Origin of the sequence: Paenibacillus sp. CF095, assembly GCF_900101225.1 — a bacterium.
GTDB lineage: Bacteria > Bacillota > Bacilli > Paenibacillales > Paenibacillaceae > Paenibacillus.
This window is the reverse complement of the sequence record NZ_FMZN01000001.1, coordinates 1,725,407-1,741,628: the sequence shown is the minus strand read 5'-3', so window position 1 is coordinate 1,741,628 and position 16,222 is coordinate 1,725,407. Positions and strand designations below refer to the sequence as shown.

The 16,222-nt window shown below is 42.8% G+C and carries 17 protein-coding genes, 1 pseudogene and 1 riboswitch; of the genes and pseudogenes, 11 read left to right on the top strand and 7 right to left on the bottom strand.

Annotation, left to right across the window (positions count from 1 at the left end; genetic code table 11):
- Positions 1-14: 14 nt before the first annotated feature.
- The 4 genes from BLS69_RS07645 to tenA all read left to right on the top strand — a co-directional run bounded on the left by BLS69_RS07645 (position 15) and on the right by tenA (position 6,372).
- Positions 15-1,457, top strand: a complete 1,443-nt coding sequence (locus tag BLS69_RS07645) for a glycoside hydrolase family 1 protein (RefSeq protein WP_091030014.1) — start codon at positions 15-17, stop codon at positions 1,455-1,457.
- Positions 1,458-1,474: 17 nt separating this feature from the next.
- Positions 1,475-2,434: a PRD domain-containing protein gene (locus tag BLS69_RS07640; protein ID WP_091034871.1), complete on the top strand. Its 960-nt coding sequence runs from the start codon at positions 1,475-1,477 to the stop codon at positions 2,432-2,434.
- 189 nt (positions 2,435-2,623) lie between these two features.
- Positions 2,624-5,296: an endo-1,4-beta-xylanase gene (locus tag BLS69_RS07635; RefSeq protein ID WP_176872640.1), complete on the top strand. Its 2,673-nt coding sequence runs from the start codon at positions 2,624-2,626 to the stop codon at positions 5,294-5,296.
- A 203-nt stretch (positions 5,297-5,499) separates the two neighbouring features.
- Positions 5,500-5,597, top strand: a riboswitch (TPP riboswitch).
- Positions 5,598-5,709: 112 nt separating this feature from the next.
- The gene (gene tenA, locus BLS69_RS07630; RefSeq protein WP_091030008.1) at positions 5,710-6,372 is read left to right on the top strand and encodes a thiaminase II; all 663 of its coding nucleotides are present in this window, start codon (positions 5,710-5,712) and stop codon (positions 6,370-6,372) included.
- Between the two features lie 221 nt (positions 6,373-6,593).
- On the opposite strand, the gene BLS69_RS07625 is transcribed toward tenA, so the two are convergent.
- From BLS69_RS07625 to BLS69_RS07605, 5 genes are read right to left on the bottom strand one after another with little or no spacing between them, the layout of a single operon-like run.
- Positions 6,594-6,890 carry a spore coat protein gene (locus tag BLS69_RS07625; protein WP_036615415.1) on the bottom strand — a complete coding sequence of 99 codons (297 nt, stop codon included), beginning with the start codon at positions 6,888-6,890 and terminating at the stop codon, positions 6,594-6,596.
- A 10-nt stretch (positions 6,891-6,900) separates the two neighbouring features.
- On the bottom strand, positions 6,901-7,101 hold the full coding sequence (locus tag BLS69_RS07620) for a hypothetical protein (protein WP_091030005.1): 201 nt from the start codon (positions 7,099-7,101) through the stop codon (positions 6,901-6,903).
- A gap of 31 nt (positions 7,102-7,132) precedes the next feature.
- Positions 7,133-8,269, bottom strand: a complete 1,137-nt coding sequence (locus tag BLS69_RS07615; protein ID WP_036615410.1) for a zinc-dependent alcohol dehydrogenase — start codon at positions 8,267-8,269, stop codon at positions 7,133-7,135.
- Positions 8,266-8,652 carry a spore coat protein gene (locus BLS69_RS07610; protein WP_076253189.1) on the bottom strand — a complete coding sequence of 129 codons (387 nt, stop codon included), beginning with the start codon at positions 8,650-8,652 and terminating at the stop codon, positions 8,266-8,268. The genes BLS69_RS07615 and BLS69_RS07610 overlap by 4 nt, the downstream gene beginning before the upstream one ends.
- Before the next feature lie 11 nt (positions 8,653-8,663).
- Positions 8,664-8,906 carry a spore gernimation protein GerQ gene (locus BLS69_RS07605; protein ID WP_076253190.1) on the bottom strand — a complete coding sequence of 81 codons (243 nt, stop codon included), beginning with the start codon at positions 8,904-8,906 and terminating at the stop codon, positions 8,664-8,666.
- 188 nt (positions 8,907-9,094) lie between these two features.
- Here BLS69_RS07605 and BLS69_RS07600 point away from each other — a divergent pair, with 188 nt between their 5' ends.
- The 4 genes from BLS69_RS07600 to BLS69_RS07585 all read left to right on the top strand — a co-directional run bounded on the left by BLS69_RS07600 (position 9,095) and on the right by BLS69_RS07585 (position 12,632).
- Positions 9,095-9,373 carry a hypothetical protein gene (locus tag BLS69_RS07600; RefSeq protein WP_091030003.1) on the top strand — a complete coding sequence of 93 codons (279 nt, stop codon included), beginning with the start codon at positions 9,095-9,097 and terminating at the stop codon, positions 9,371-9,373.
- Positions 9,374-9,676: 303 nt separating this feature from the next.
- Positions 9,677-10,762: an L-dopachrome tautomerase-related protein gene (locus BLS69_RS07595; protein ID WP_176872639.1), complete on the top strand. Its 1,086-nt coding sequence runs from the start codon at positions 9,677-9,679 to the stop codon at positions 10,760-10,762.
- Positions 10,763-11,114: 352 nt separating this feature from the next.
- Positions 11,115-11,381 carry a CD3324 family protein gene (locus tag BLS69_RS07590; protein WP_091029997.1) on the top strand — a complete coding sequence of 89 codons (267 nt, stop codon included), beginning with the start codon at positions 11,115-11,117 and terminating at the stop codon, positions 11,379-11,381.
- A 168-nt stretch (positions 11,382-11,549) separates the two neighbouring features.
- Positions 11,550-12,632, top strand: a complete 1,083-nt coding sequence (locus tag BLS69_RS07585; protein WP_091029994.1) for a nucleotidyltransferase domain-containing protein — start codon at positions 11,550-11,552, stop codon at positions 12,630-12,632.
- Positions 12,633-12,692: 60 nt separating this feature from the next.
- Here the strand turns inward: BLS69_RS07585 and BLS69_RS07580 are convergent, their stop codons facing one another.
- Both BLS69_RS07580 and BLS69_RS07575 read right to left on the bottom strand, forming a co-directional pair.
- Positions 12,693-12,932 (bottom strand): nuclear transport factor 2-like protein, encoded by a 240-nt coding sequence (locus BLS69_RS07580; protein ID WP_256332252.1) that lies wholly within the window; start codon positions 12,930-12,932, stop codon positions 12,693-12,695.
- A gap of 130 nt (positions 12,933-13,062) precedes the next feature.
- Complete coding sequence (locus BLS69_RS07575; RefSeq protein WP_091029989.1) at positions 13,063-13,857, bottom strand: SDR family oxidoreductase; 795 nt, start codon at positions 13,855-13,857, stop codon at positions 13,063-13,065.
- 176 nt (positions 13,858-14,033) lie between these two features.
- Between BLS69_RS07575 and BLS69_RS07570 the strand changes: the two genes are divergently transcribed.
- The 3 genes and pseudogenes from BLS69_RS07570 (at position 14,034) to BLS69_RS32095 (ending at position 16,146) form a co-directional block, all read left to right on the top strand.
- Positions 14,034-14,915 carry a LysR family transcriptional regulator gene (locus BLS69_RS07570; protein ID WP_091029987.1) on the top strand — a complete coding sequence of 294 codons (882 nt, stop codon included), beginning with the start codon at positions 14,034-14,036 and terminating at the stop codon, positions 14,913-14,915.
- 132 nt (positions 14,916-15,047) lie between these two features.
- Positions 15,048-15,673 (top strand): annotated as a pseudogene (locus BLS69_RS07565) (flavin reductase family protein).
- 323 nt (positions 15,674-15,996) lie between these two features.
- Positions 15,997-16,146 (top strand): hypothetical protein, encoded by a 150-nt coding sequence (locus tag BLS69_RS32095; RefSeq protein ID WP_164783315.1) that lies wholly within the window; start codon positions 15,997-15,999, stop codon positions 16,144-16,146.
- Positions 16,147-16,222 lie beyond the last annotated feature (76 nt).

Here is a 16,222-nt window from a genome sequence, read left to right as displayed (position 1 = left end):
AAGGAGTGTTTGAGATGTTATATCAACACATCAAACCATTCCCCAATGAATTTCTGTGGGGAGGCTCTACCTCGGCCTATCAAGTGGAGGGAGCTTGGAACGAAGATGGCAAAGGCCTGTCCGTCATCGATATGTGTGATCATCCGGCTGGAACCGCCGATTTCACAGTTGCGAGCGATCACTATCACCGATTCAGAGATGACGTGAAGCTTTTTGCAGAGCTGGGCCTCAAAGCATATCGTTTTTCAATTGCATGGACTCGAATCTTGCCTTCAGGCACAGGGGCTGTTAATGAGAAGGGACTCGATTTTTATCACCAATTAATTGACGAATTGCTGCTCCATGGTATTGAACCCGTTGTGACCATGTACCATTTCGACTTACCCTACGAGCTTGAGAAAACCGGAGGATGGAACAACCGGGGGACGATCGATGCCTTTGTCGAGTATGGGCGTATCTTGTTTGAGCATTACGGGCATAAAGTGAAATATTGGTTGACCATTAATGAGCAAAATACGATGATTCTCCATCCAGGTGCCATTGGTACACCAAAAGACGGACGTCTGCCTTCCAGTAAGGAACTGTATCAGCAAAATCATCACATGTTTGTAGCTCAAGGCAGAACGATGCGACTATTTCATGATATGCTCCCGCAAGGCAAGATTGGTCCTGCATTAAACATGACATCCATGTACCAGGCAACCTCCAGACCAGCCGATGCAATCGCTGCACATAACTGGGAGACGATTCGCGGATGGGGTTTTCTCGACTTATCGGTGTGGGGACGGTATAATCCATTATTCTGGAGTTATTTACAGGAACGCGGCATCGAGCCGGTTATTGAGCAGGGTGACATGGAAGATATCCAGTCTGGCCGCCCCGATCTGGTAGCAATCAACTACTACTCGACGGCAACCATTGCCGCCAGTATGGGCGATGCGTCGGATGTTACAGCTCGTGCGGGTGATCAGCAAATTATGCTTGGCGAGCAGGGAGTATACCGGGCCGCGGAGAATCCTTATACGGAAAAAACGAAATATGGCTGGGTCATTGACCCGGTTGGCCTAAGGCTGACATTGCGTAAGGTATGTGAACGATATGGTCTCCCGATTTTAATTACGGAAAATGGTATAGGAGCCCCAGATGTACTGGAGGCAGATTACACGATTAACGATACGTACCGGATTGATTTTATCGAGAAACATCTGGAACAGATCAGACTGGCTCTAACGGATGGAGTAGATGTGATTGGTTATTGCCCTTGGTCCGTTATTGACGTGGTAAGCACACATCAGGGGTATGGGAAACGTTATGGAATGATCTATGTAAACCGCGGTGAACAGGATCTGAAAGACTTGAAGCGTTTGAAGAAGAAAAGCTTCTCGTGGTATCAAGAGGTCATTAAACAGAATGGCAGATGTATCGGAAATTCGGATCAGGCGGTCACGAAAGAATAAAGGATCGTGATGAATTCATGAGAGTAATCAAAATATTAAATAACAGCTTGCTTCTGACCAAAGATGAACAGGGACAAGAGATGATTGTCATGGGAAAAGGGTTGGCATTCAAAGGCAGAGTCGGCGAGCGACTCGATGAGGAGCATATCCAGAAACGATTCATTCTGCAAAATAATCCGTCTGCCCAGGCTTACGTACGAACCATCGAAAGCATGCCAGAAAAACATGTGAATGTCATAAACAAACTGATTACCAATGCAAAAGAAAAGCTGTCTCTTGACGACCAAATCTTCTTTACGCTTATGGATCACTTGTCGTTTGCCATTGAACGATGGAAAAAAGGTGTAGCATTACAGAATCGCATGTTATGGGAGATACAGAGGTTTCATCCTGTCGAATTCGAACTGGGCCTTGAAGCCGTTCAGATGCTGAATCTAGAATTGGGTATTGAACTGCCGGAAGAAGAAGCAGGGAATATCGCTTTTCATTTCGTGAATGCCCAAACGCATGAACAGAATATGGAGCGCACGATGCAATCCGTTAAGATGTTAAAAGATATTTTTAACCTGATTCAATACACCTTTGATATGCAATTGAACAAAAATTCTATCCATTATGTGAGACTCGTCACACATCTGCAATTCTTCATCCAGCGTTTACAAGAAGGGCGTCTGGGCAATTCGGCGAAAGATTTTATATTTCAACACATGGTGAAGGAGCATCCGCTTGAATACAAATGCGCGGAGATGATCAAAACCTACGTGCAGAATATGCTGGACATCTCCATATCAAACGAGGAATTATTATATTTGATGATTCACATTGCACGAATTGTGCAGGAGGAACAGGGTGACGAGGGACGATTAAAAAACAAAGTTTATATGCCTGTTAGCAGACAGGAAAAAAGATACTTTTTAACTATGACCGTTTTCTCGTATTTTATCGGGAAACGGTCTTTTATTTTTGCAAATATGTAGCGGCTTTTTTGATATTCCACGCGAACGAACTCCAGCTTCCTAAGCTCACATGAGATTACCAAATGATAACTTTTTATTATAATTATTGGGAATTTGTTATATGTAAGCGCTATCGAAAGAACTATAATCTATTTATCTGGATGTTAATCCGTTCAGAAATACTTAGACCAAATCATGAGGAGGAATTGTATGAAACGGTTAGGTCAATGGAATATAACAGCCTTGGTTCTTGTGCTGGTACTCGCCATGCTTCCATTTTCGAATGTCTCACATGCAGCCAAGGCAGTTACGGAAGTGGAGGGAAGTCATTTAAGCACAAACTTTGAAGACGGTACACTTCAAGGATGGACTCCACGTGTCGGTAGTGAAAATCTGACAGTGACACAGCAGGAAGCACACGAAGGCCAGTCTAGTATGCTAGTTTCCAACCGTGATCGTTCCTACCATGGACCGATGTTATCCATGAAGGATCTGCTTGAGCGTAACCAAGAGTATGAAATTACGGCATATGTAAGACTTACCCAGGAGCCCACCACGGATCAAACACTACAGCTCACCACATATAAAAAAACAACGGCCGAAAGCTGGAACCCGATCGGTAGCGTGAAGATTGCCAAAACAGAATGGAACACATGGCACAAGATCACCGGAAAATTTCAGTATAGCGATGATCCCACTGAATTGAATTTGTTCATCGAAACACCCTACATCTCTGAAGATAGCGTAGATACGTTATCGTTCTATGTGGATGATGTATCATTTACTCTGGCCGAGCAACTGGAGATTGAAGCAGGGATTCTGTCTCTGGAGGACCTGTATCAAGATGATTTCCCCATTGGTGCAGCGGTGTATCGCTGGCAGTTGGAAGGCGCATACGGACAACTGCTCACAAAGCATTTTAACAGCTTGACCGCAACCTATGAGATGAAACCGAAGTACATGTCTCCTTCCGAAGGTGTTTATGAGTTCGAGGCAGCCGATCAATATGTTCAGTTCGCTGAGGAGCATGGTATGGGCGTACGCGCACATGCGTTGTTGTGGCATATTGATGCTGCAGAGTGGATGTTCACGGATCCTCAGGGTAACCCTGCGAGTCGAGAATTACTGCTTGCCCGGATTCAGGATTATGTCGAAACCGTCATGACCCGATACAAAGGTAAGATCTATGCCTGGGATGTGGTAAACGAGGCGATTGCGGATAGCAATGGTGATGCCAACGGTTTACGTAAAAGTCCCTTTTATGAACTAATCGGTCCGGATTACATTGAAAAAACCTATGAATTCGCTCGTGCAGCCGATCCGGATGCCAAATTATACTACAACGAATACTTCACGGAAATCCCTGAGAAAAGAGAGCATATGTTTCAGTTGGTCAAACGACTGAAAGAGAAGGGACTCATCGATGGTGTGGGTTTGCAATCCCACTATAACCTGGAATCCCCGCCCATCGAGGAAATTGAAAAAACGATCAACATGTTCGTCGAACTTGGATTGGATATTCAGATCACGGAACTGGATGTGGATAGCGGAATTCCATTTGGTGAAGAGATGTCGGATGAAGTTGCGGTAAAACAGGCGTATCGATATAAGGAACTGTTGGATTTGTACAAAAAACACAAAGATCACATTTCTTCAGTTACCTTATGGGGACTCCAAGATGAGAAGTCTTACAACAACCAGGCGATGCTGTTTGATTCAGCCCTGAAGGCCAAAAAAGCATACTGGGGACTCGTGGATGAATCCAGCTTGCCTGTGTTGACACAGAGAGCCGTCTCACTTTCGGGTAAACCGGATATCAAAAAACAGTCACAAGATCCGCTCTGGAACAAAGCGGTGTCTACTCCACTGAAGGGTGACTCTTCGGGATCAGCCAGTTTCAGAACCTTATGGGATCAAAGTAACCTGTATATCCTCGTGGATGTTCAGGATGCGAAGTCAGATGTGAATGACAGAGTAGAACTCTTTGTTGACCTCAATAATGGCAAGACCACCTCATATGAAGCAGATGACCGACACGTAATTATTAAGCGGTCGGGCAAAGCTGAGGGCGCGGAGCGGCGTTCATATCGTGTACGCGAGACAAAAGCTGGATATCAGGTTGAATTGTCCATTCCATGGGATGGTATCCAAGCCGGTTCAGAATATGAAGTTGGCTTGGATATCCGTGTGACTGATGGCGGTGCAAGTGGGACAGAGCCTCATAATCCACTATACTGGAATGATCGAACACAATCTCAGGAACAAGATACAAGCAAATACGGCGTGATTCAGCTTGCCCCTATGCCCAAATCTGCACAAGCTGTGCAAGGGATTGTTCAGATTGATGGGAAGAAAGACGCCCTATGGAATAAGGCTGTACCATTTGAAGTAAAAAGGTTGAATGAGACCGAAGGTGCAGAGGCAGTGGCTCGCGCAATGTGGTCAGGGGAGTATCTATATCTGCTGATTGACGTCACTGATCCAAACATCATCACAGATAGCATCAACCCATGGGATCAGGATTCGGTTGAGATTTTCCTGGACGAGAATCACCAGCGCACACCGTATTTTCAATATGATGATGCCCAGTTCAGAATCAGTGCAGACAATGTAGGAACCTTTGCAGGGGGTGCCTCACCCGGACGCCTTGTAAGTGCTGTGAAGAAAACAAATAAAGGATATCTCGTAGAAGCCCGAATCCAGTTACATTCACTGACGCCCAAAGCAGGAAATGTTCTCGGTTTCGATCTTCAAATTAACGACAATCAGGGCGGAGGTAAACAGAACGTAGCTAAGTGGAATGATACGACCAATGAGAGCTGGAGAAACACTTCCCAGTACGGAATACTCACTTTTGTCGGAAAGAACAAACTCGGGCATTAAATCATTGGCAGTAGTTCAAAGAATAGAAACCATCATAACAGTAGCTAAAACTCAACCATTGTTGTGATGGTTTCCGTCGTTTAAATACGTCTCTCAAGCTGATGAGGGGGATACAATCTGCCTTGACTATATTTAACAGCCCTTGATATACTAAATGAATGTTGTTTTTTTTTATGCGGATAAGAAAGTAATCAACTACATACAACCGTTTGCAAGGGAGCCTTAACCGGCTGAGAGGGTGTTAAACCGACCTTACCTGATTTGGATAATGCCAACGTAGGGATGCAACGATGAAACACTGTACTTGGGTAGCTCATGCGCCCCCCTTGTTTTAGTGTATTTGTCTGCGAAACATCCTATGGATGTTTCGTTTTTTTGTTTTTAAATACGTACATTATGAATTGGAGGAACACATGTTGACTATTTCAGAGAGACTATATCAGGCAGCACAGCCTGTGTGGAAGGAATGCCTTGAGCATCCTTTTGTTAAAGGGATCGGAGATGGTTCTTTACAGGTTGAACAATTTCGTTATTATTTGCTGCAAGACTACTTGTACCTGTACGATTATGCCCGTGTATTTGCACTAGGTATTGTCAAGTCGCACGACCCCAAATTGATGCAGTTTTTTAGTAAAAACGTAGATAACATCCTGAATGGTGAAATGAAAATTCATCGTTCTTATATGGAGCGATTAGGAATTACAGAGGATCATGTTTTTCAGGTAAAACCTGCACTGAAGAATGCAGCGTATACTAACTATATGCTCTCTGTTTCCCATGCGGGCGGCATAGCAGAAGTACTTGTATCCATTCTGGCCTGCTCATGGAGCTATGCAGAGATTGGTCAAGTTCTTTCCCAAAAGCCAGGTGCAGCTGATCATCCCTTTTATGGAGAATGGATCACAGGATATGCTTCCTCTGAATACAACAGCAACAACCAATCCCTTGTCGCGTTAACGGATAAGCTATTAGAAGGCTGTAGCGAGGTAACGTACCAACGGATGGAAGATATTTTCGTGATGTGCAGTCGCTTTGAACTTGATTTTTGGGAGATGTCATGGAGGCTGGAGGCTTGAGCTCACTGGTAGTTGATTAAAGGTCTCGGTCGTGGAGCTGCAAAGGGTAATCAGTCTCAGAATGGAAAATAAGTAGATTTACGTAAAGGAACGCTAGTATAAGCGTGTTTCGTGACGATGCCAAAAAAAGGGCGGAGTGTATCCGCCTTTTTTCATTGTTGAAATTCTTGACACAGGAGCATTTTATACTCTGAAGTCTCTGGCTAAAATCAAAAAGGGCGTCAGGACGGAATGTTCATAGCAGTCTGAATGTTTTTCAGATCGAGCTGAATTTGCTCTGCAATATGGTAAGGGTGGTATAAGCCATGCTGCACCATGTAATTTGATATCTTTTCATGAGAGTCTATGGCTTCATCGAGCTGTTTCATCAAAATTTGTTTGATTTCGGGGGTAGCACATTCGGTCACAGCCATGGCGTAGTTTCTGACGCCGCTCTTGGCGTTCATCAAAAAATCCATTGCGATCACGTCATCGGTCAGCGTATTAAGACCAGTCATGTGTTCTAATATTGGGTTCATTTTTTATCTCCTATACAGTCGCTTTAGACAGCACTCCACCGAGCTCCTGAAGCTGCTGTTGTGATAATGTCGCATCTTGTTGCAAAATTTGCTTGAGCTCCGGGTCGTTTACCAGAGCTTGCATGGTCTTGGATTTTGTCATGCAAACCGTCTTGAACGCAGCTATTTCATGCACCTCGAGCATCTCATGCAAAGCGTATGTGGAATCCATTCAGATTGTCCTCCCATGTATCAATTCATATTTAAGGCTTTAAGATGACTTTAATGCAATCGTCCGTTTTTGTATCGAACACTTCATAGCCACGCTTGGCCTCGCTGAGCGGAATGACGTGCGTAACAATGTCCCCAGGGTCCACTTTGCCAGACGTAACCAACTCGTACATGTATGGCATGTAGTGAATGACCGGAGCTTGTCCGGAACGGATATTCACGTTTCGCTGCATGATGTCACCGAGCGGGAATCCGTTATAACGTCCGCCGTATACACCAGTGACTTGAATGGTGCCACCTTTGCGGACAGCCTGAGATGCAATGATAAATGCACTCATGGTGCCGCCTTGCAGTTTCATACCGCTGGCTAGAAATTCAAGATCGCTCATCTTGCCGTCCATTCCTACCGCATCAATCACGACATCGGCGCCGCCTTTGGTCATTTCTTTGAGAGTGTTCCCAATATTCTTATCCTGTTCGAAGTTTACGATTTCCACATTGTTTGTTCGCTTTGCATGCTTTAAGCGGTAATCGACATAGTCGACGGCTATGACCCGCTTAGCACCTTTCAGCCAGCAGAACTTCTGGGCCAGGAGTCCGACCGGACCGCAGCCGAGCACGATGACTGTATCACCATTCTTAACGCCGGCGTTATCTACGCTCCAGAATGCCGTCGTCATGGCATCGGCGATCAAGCTTAGCTTTTCGTCCGGTTGTTCGCAGTTTTCAGGGATCTTAAAGTGGGTAAAATTGGCAAATGGGACCCGTAAATATTCGGCTTGCCCGCCGGGATATCCGCCGGTCGTTCCGGAGTAGCCGAAATATGCGCCCATATCCCCGTGTTCGTTTGAATTGTCACATTGGCTTTCCAGCTGATTTTTGCAAAAAAAGCATTCTCCGCATGCGATGTTAAACGGAATGATCACACGGTCACCTTTTTTTACCTTGGTCACGCCAGGACCTACTTCTTCTACGATCCCCATCGGCTCATGCCCGATGACATAGTTCTCCTGAAGGTTAGGGATCATCCCGTGAATAAGATGAAGGTCAGAACCGCAAATGGCGGTACTGGTGATCTTTACGATCATATCGTCCGGTTTCACAATCTTCGCATCCGGCACCTCTTTGACCACGACATTTTTAACCCCTTGATACGTTACCGCCTTCATGCTTTATGTCCTCCAATATGTTCATCTGGGGTCCGATCAAACATCCCTTTACGTGACGTATCACCCGGGAACAGATTCATCTGCCCGATCATCACCGTATTTTTCGCCGAAAGCTGATCGAGTTGGTACTGTTCGTTCAACTCATAAGGATGAAACCACTTTTTGCGCATCATGAGCTCCGAGATTTCTTGGTGCATTGCAATCCCCTGCTTAAGATGAGTATGCAGCAGGGCTCTTACATCCGGTGAAGCCGTTTCCGTCAGGGCGATGGACAAATTACGTACACCCTCCTTGGCACGAAGAAGGAAGTCCATGGCAAAAGTCATATCTGCCATTTCCGGCATATTCAATGAATTAATCGGATCTAAATAATCGGTATTCATCTGAGTTCCCCTTAATGTGTTATAGGTGTCGGATTATTTGGAACGGGTGCTTGGAAAGGAGCTCTTGCGTAGATTGCTTGCAGCTCAGCGATCTGTTGTATGGATTGAGTTACGTCTTTCTGCATTAAGGCTTTTAGCTCTTGGTCAAAGACCAGGCCTTGCATAAGTTTCGACTTAGCGATGCAGAGCGTTTTGAAGTTTAACGCTTCATGCAGTTCCATCGATTCGTGCGGCGCTAGCGTTGGATTAGCCATTCAGAAATGATCACCTCCTTTTTCATCAAGATTAGATTTTCCAATGCATCGGATCTTATACTAATATGGATCACCGGAGAGGTAAGATCCGAATATTCCCATGTACTCGTAGGGATATAAACAAAATCTCAATCCCATACTTATTTCTGTTTAAATGAATGATCTTACTCAAGGAAGGAGGAGTCACGGTGCCCAATAAAAACAAAATTGATCTAGCCACCGAAAATGCAAGAAAACCGGCAGAAGGTGCACTTAACTCGAGTGGTAATACGCTGGAGCAGCATGCATCTAACGCGGTTTCTGAGGTGCAGACGGCTTTAAATCAGGCAATAAACTCGTTAAATGAATCTAATGCAACAAATTCACAAGCGTTGGAGATTGCCCGGCAGCAATTGACCCGAGCAGATGAATTTTTAGATCAAGCGCAAACTTCAGCCAACGCATTACGTCTGCCGGACCAACAATAAAACGGTTTTGGTACTGATAAGCTTGGCAGAGTTTTTCCTTCTTTTCCGAATTTTCTCCGATACTCTCTGCATGGGGGAATTACCCTGCGTTGACGATCGGAGGAAGCATTTTTCCTAGAACACATATAGTTACAGTCAACATGCTTCGGCTTACGCCGAAGTTTTTTGTATTTTTAGATGTATCGGACATTTTCAAAATCGAGGTTGAAAAAGAATGATTAAGGGCCAGGCATTAGAAAAAGTCTCGAACATAATTATAGGTAATATCTATTCAACTATGTTGAGGAGGACATCATACAGCCTATGTTACCTATGGAAGAATATTTTGGTAAGTTAGAACTCGTTCATTCCTTTTACGGGGCTATGCCTACAGGCGTTAGTGTATCCGAAACCGGGCGTATCTTTATTTGCTTTCCAAAATGGGGAGATGACGTTAGATTTACGGTAGCGGAAATTGTTGAGGGTCAGATGCAACCTTATCCTAATGTAGAAACGAATTTGATCAACCCATTGAATATCGTTATGTCCTTCATCAGTGTCCAAAGTGTTGTTGCAGATGGAAGGGGAACCTTGTGGGTACTGGACACGGCTGCACCAAATTTTTCTGAGCCAATTAAAGGAGGGGCAAAATTAGTCGCGGTAGATTTAGAAACAAATACAATAAGAAAAGTATATACATTTGCTGATGATGTAGTCTTGCCGACAACGTATCTGAATGATGTCCGATTTGACTTTCGTGTAGGAAAAGCAGGTTTCGCATATATAACGGATTCTTCTTCCAATGGTCCAGGCGCTATTATCGTCGTAAATTTAGAAAACGGAAATGCGTATAGACGGTTGCATGGAGCAAGCTCGACCTCACCCGATCCATATTTTGTGCCGAAAGTGGAAGGTAAAATTTTGATGAATCGAAACGCGGATGGTTCAACATCGCCCTTTCGATTGGCCTCTGATGGTATAGCCATTTCCCCTGATGGAAAAATGTTATTCTATTGTCCATTAACCAGTCGCCAGCTATACTCGATCTCAACAGAATCGTTAAGAGACAGAACGATACCGGATTTTAAGTTAAGTGATCTTGTGCAGTATTGGGGAGAGAAGGGTGCATCTGATGGGATGATCACGGACGCAAAAGGAAACGTTTATGCTGGAGATTATGAAAACGATAGTATTCGAAAGATATTGCCAAATGGAATCATGGAAACCATCGCCCATGATCCCCGAATTTTATGGCCAGATACGTTTTCTATTGGTCCGGATCAATACTTATATGTAATTGTGAACCAATTACATAGGCAGGCGAGATTTCATTATGGAAGAGACCTGCGACAAAAACCCTATAGTTTACTACGCATGAAAATTGATGAATTACCTGCTCCTACCTTTTGATATACATCCCACTTTACAAAGCGGATTTTTATTTACGTAGAAATGTATTTTATTTTTCTATACATGATCCAGTAAGCGTACAATCGTGTCAGCCCCAAAAGACATGATTATACATTTCAACAACAAGCCCTGATATAATAAGCAAATAGCAACTATCTATTTTCTATGGAGGTGAGGCTATTGAAAACAATCGGGGTAGGATTCTTACATGCACGGCTCTATGCAAAGCCAGTGAAGGATATGGCAATGCTTTGCATAGAGCCTGGGAAGAATCACATTGCCAACGACGAATCGTAATATTCTACTAACTGGCTTTGCACCTTATTGATCTATTAAATAAGGAGTGAGGCCCATGAAATATTCAAAAGCCGAGTCTATTTTTCCGGAAGAATTGCTACGTATCATTCAAGAATACGTTCAAGGCGAATTGGTTTATATCCCCAAACCCAAAGAGGTGCACCTAAAATGGGGCGAGAAAACAGAGAGCAAGAGTAAGGTCTCTGCTCGAAACGCTGAGATTAAATCCTTATTCCGCAATGGAGTCAGGATAGAGGAGTTGGCGGGTCGGTATTTCTTGTCCTGCGAAAGCATAAAGAAAATAGTCTATACAAAGAACTAATCAAGGAACTAATGAAATCCGCTAACTCGTCGTTTCGACGGTTTAGCGGATTTTGTGCAAAGATGACTTAAATGAACTTATACATAGTAACCGTACCTCTAAATCGATAGACTCAAGTTAAGGTTGTTGTGATGAAGGACGGCCGGATCATACAAAGAGGTGTAACGAATGAACGAAATCATAAAGAAGAAGCTGCTGGACAAAAATGAACTGCTAATTAATATGGTGATTGAACGCGTAAAAAGAGATTTTCTAGATGATATCGCCATTATTGGGCTTACTGGTTCATTTAGCACCGATGACTTTCACGAGAAGAGCGATCTTGATTTAATTATCATTAATAATACAGAAAAGGGATGGGAAATATCCGATTGCTTCATCTTGGACGACGTTGGATATGATATCTATTGCACGCCATGGGATTCAAGAATACAAGAGCAATCCAACTTGGAGAGTCCCAACGTATCGAGCCTAACCGAGCTCAAAATACTCTACTATGCAAAGCCTGATGATTTGGAGAAATTGAACGTCTTCCGGCAAAAAGCTCTTGATGCACTTGCAAAACCGATAGGAGAAGCGTGTCTTAATCGAGCAAATAAATGGATCGACCTAGCTAAGCAAGCATACAGCGATACGATGCTTAGTGAAGATATCGGTTCAGTGCGATATGCATCTGCTGAGGTTCTGTACAATCTAGTCAATGCCTTGGTGAGTATGAATAACACGTGCATCAAACGAGGGATCAAGCGATATTTGGAAGAGATACGTTCGTTTCGCTATGTTCCGGATAATCTCGAATCCTTATACATGTCAATCATCGAAGCTCATACCATTGAAGATATTCGAATAACATCCTTTAATATGTTGAATAGCGTTACGAGGTTACATAACACAATGTGTGATAACTTCATTGTTAAACCGGCTCCGACCTTTGATAATCTGAGAGGGACATACGAAGAATTGTGGTGCAACTACCGTAATAAAATTTTGAAGAGTGTTGCAACGAACGATCCTTCCTACGTCTTTCTTTCGGCCTTTGGAGCACATGGATATCTTGATGAAATGGCCATGGAGAAAGGAACCAAGAAATTTGATCTTATGCAGTACTTTGATGCAAGTAATTTACCAGTTATGAAAGAGAAGCTCCTTGAAGTGATGGATGATTATCTAGAAGAGTATGATAAGGTCGGTAGAAAAGTCGAACATTTTACAACCTTCGAGCAACTATATACCCATTATATGAATCATTGACCTTACTATCCCAGTTGGTAATAAGCCCACGGAAAACATTGTTTTTACATTTAGATACGTTTAGAAAATGGAAAGTCTGACGATTTTATCGTCAACAATAACAAAATGATAATCCAATAATAGTGGATCGGGTAGACCAGTCTTGTCGTAGGTACCATCCAGCTTGCATGTTAACACAATTTCATCACCTATTTTTTTTGCTTTTGTTGGCTCTAACGTTACATTCGCCGCGAAATGGTTTTGATCACTCCATTCCCGAATCGCCTGTTTGCCATTTCGCTTTTTCCCTTCATCCAACACGACAGCATTTTCTGAGAAACAATCTACAAATACTACTGGGTCTGGCTTGTTAGATGCAGTAATGTATTTGCCAATTACAGACGGTAAATGACTGAGATCAATATTGTTCTCTCCCTTTATTAATTAATTTTTAGACGGTAGGGATCGTTCCCCCATCTATGACATATTCACTACCTGTAATAGATGCTGCTCGGTCTGAGACCAGAAATGCGACCAGCTCAGCGACTTCTTCAGGAAATCCTGGCCGGCCAATTGGAATACCTCCGAGTGAAGTCATAAGTTGTTCGAGCGCACTTTCTCGACTTCCGGTTTCCGTTGCGATCCGATCAATTAATGCGTCAGCTGCTGCTGTCTGAATAAATCCGGGAGACAATGTATTGATGCGAATTCCTTGAGGGGAAAATTCATTCGATAATCCCTTGCTATAATTAGTCAGCGCGGCTTTGGCAGATGCATAAGCCAGTGTAGTTTCATATAAAGGCAAACGTCTCTGGATGGAAGTGAAATGAAGAATAACGCCTGAATTATTCTCTAACATAAGTGGAATTAAGCCACGATCAAGTCGAACTGCTGCGAGTAAATTCCAATTTAATGTATGAAGCCAATCCTCATCACTCAATACAAGTGCGCCTCCTGGTGGTGTCGTTGATCCACCTACGCAATGGACAATAATATCGATACCTCCAAGTTGCTCTTTTACTGCTGTAATTATTTGCTCTACACCTTCAGGTGTGGCGACATCTGCTTGCACAAATTTGACCGAATTGGGCAAGTCAGTAGATAGAGAACGGGCAGTAGTAAGGACTGTAGCTCCGCCTTTTGCAAGTCTTTTTACAACTGCTTGTCCCATTCCCTTTGTCCCTCCGGTTACAAGCACCTTTTTACCTTCAAATTCTGATACAGAGAACTCAAATTCTTTATGCATAACTATTCCTCCTAGTGATGGTATTCAATGATTAATTTGAAAGTGCTCTGTCTCTAAACCTTAATGTGTAGTTCGAGAGGAGCTAGAACTAATACTACACTTGCTACTTTCATAACGTCCAATTTATTATAATAATAAAAATGATGAATATTATTAATATATGGAGGGGTGTTTTAATGGAACTTACACAATTGGAATACTTTATGACCGTTGCACAGCTTGAACATATGACCTTAGCCTCCAAAAAACTCGGTATTACTCAGCCAGCATTAAGTCATGCAATTGCCAAGCTTGAAAACGAAATAGGAGCTCCTTTATTTGAGCGAAATGGACGAAATATAAAGCTCAACCGAAACGGTACTATGTTCTTTAAATGGATTGGTAGAGCCCTACATAATATTGAAAATGGCCTAAGGGAAATTGAAGAGTGGTCCAATCCGGATACTGGTGTGATTACGTTGTCTTATCTAAACATTCTCGGGGTTGAATTGATCCCTAGCCTAATTCGAAGTTATCAATCGAAGTATCCCAAAGTTCGGTTCGAATTGACACAAGGGAACTTAGGGGATATTGATGAACATCTGGAGCAAGGATTTTCGGATGTTATGATTACATCGAGGGAATCTACTATGGATAATCATCACTGGAAGACTATTCAAAATGTTCCTTTATACATTGTTGTTCCCTCCCAACATCGTTATGCAGATTGCAGCGCTCTTAGTTTGGCAGAGCTGTCTGGAGAGCCATTTATTGGATTGAAAAACAACTGTGGGTTAAAAGCAACGATTATATCCCGTTTCCGAAATACCGGATTTTTTCTTGCTTCGGCTTATGAAGCGGAGGACCTGATCACTGTAGCCGGTTTTATAAAGTCGGGTCTAGGTGTATCAGTGCTGCCTAAGACGCTGGGGTTGATGTTAGATGAATTGGTCTGGATCCCTATCATTGATGAAGGATGGTACTGGGAAATAGGATTAAAGTGGAGAGATGATCATAATATTTCCCCAGCAGCGAAAAGGTTTATTGAATATGTGGATACTTTACATCAAGGAGAATGACCGCCAAATTTTTTAGTTTTGAAAAGAATCTGAGAATACAATCCCTAAAGTTTTTTAAATAAGACAACAAGATTTCGAAATTGCTCCCTTGTTATAATCAATGAGTAAAATTGAATGCGAAGGAGCATATCTATGCATAAAATTGTAGAACCGAAAATTTTCTATTTTGGAACTCCAGTCGTACTTATCAGCACTCTAAACGAGGATCATTCGGTAAATTTAGCTCCTATTTCATCTGCATGGTCGCTAAATCAGTCATTTATGCTTGGAATAAGTAACCGATCTCAAACCGTGCAAAATATTCTGCGTGAACGTGAGTGTGTCTTAAACCTGGCTTCGGTAGATCTTGTTCACGCTGTGGATCGACTGGCTCTTCTCACTGGACGTAACCCTGTTCCTGATTACAAAGTACGACAGGGGTATAGGTACGAACCAGACAAATTTGGTGCCGCCCAATTAACTCAAACACCATCAGATATAGTAAAACCTTCCTGTTTAAGGAGTGCCCCGTGCAACTTGAAGCAATTGTCAAACATGTTCATGATTTTGGAGAGGATCCAAGTACACTAGCTGCTATCGAAGTTAACATTGTGAAGTCGCACATTAACGAGCAGATATTGATGGATGGAGAAGAAAATTATATCGATCCAGATAAGTGGAATCCGCTAATAATGAACTTTTGTGAGTTTTATGGTATCGGGGAAAAGGTACATCCGTCTAGATTGGCTCCAGTCTTTGCACCACCTGTTCGTCAGTGACAATGTTCCTGCCAAGAATCCTCATTTAACAAGAACAGTAACTCAATAGCACGTTTAGCTATATAGACGTGCGGATATGGAATGGATGCGATAGCTCCCCGTTCGGGAAACTCGCTTCTGATGACCCAATGCTGCCAGTCATACTTTATTTAATTTGAAAACAAGGAAAAAAACCTTTTACAATGATTGGCAGTACGTTATAATACAATCACCAGGTAGATTACCCAACAAAAAAGTGAAATATTGTAATATCCAGTCACACTCGGCTCGTCATAGTTCTTTGAGTCGCTTATTACAACATAATAGATATCGGAGGTATGATTATGGTCAAGAAGAAAATTTCCACAGCCCTCAGCGCAGCTTTAATCGTTTCTATGCTGGCTACTGGTCTAATAGTCACTATCCAAGGTAACACAACGTTAGAGGTAGCGAAGTCAGCAGGGGATAAAAAGGTTGAAGTGGTTAAAGCATAAGAGACGTTAATTTGTTTAGAACATTTCAAGAGACAAGAACATATTCCTATTGAAGTCGCTATTTTAGCGGCTTTTT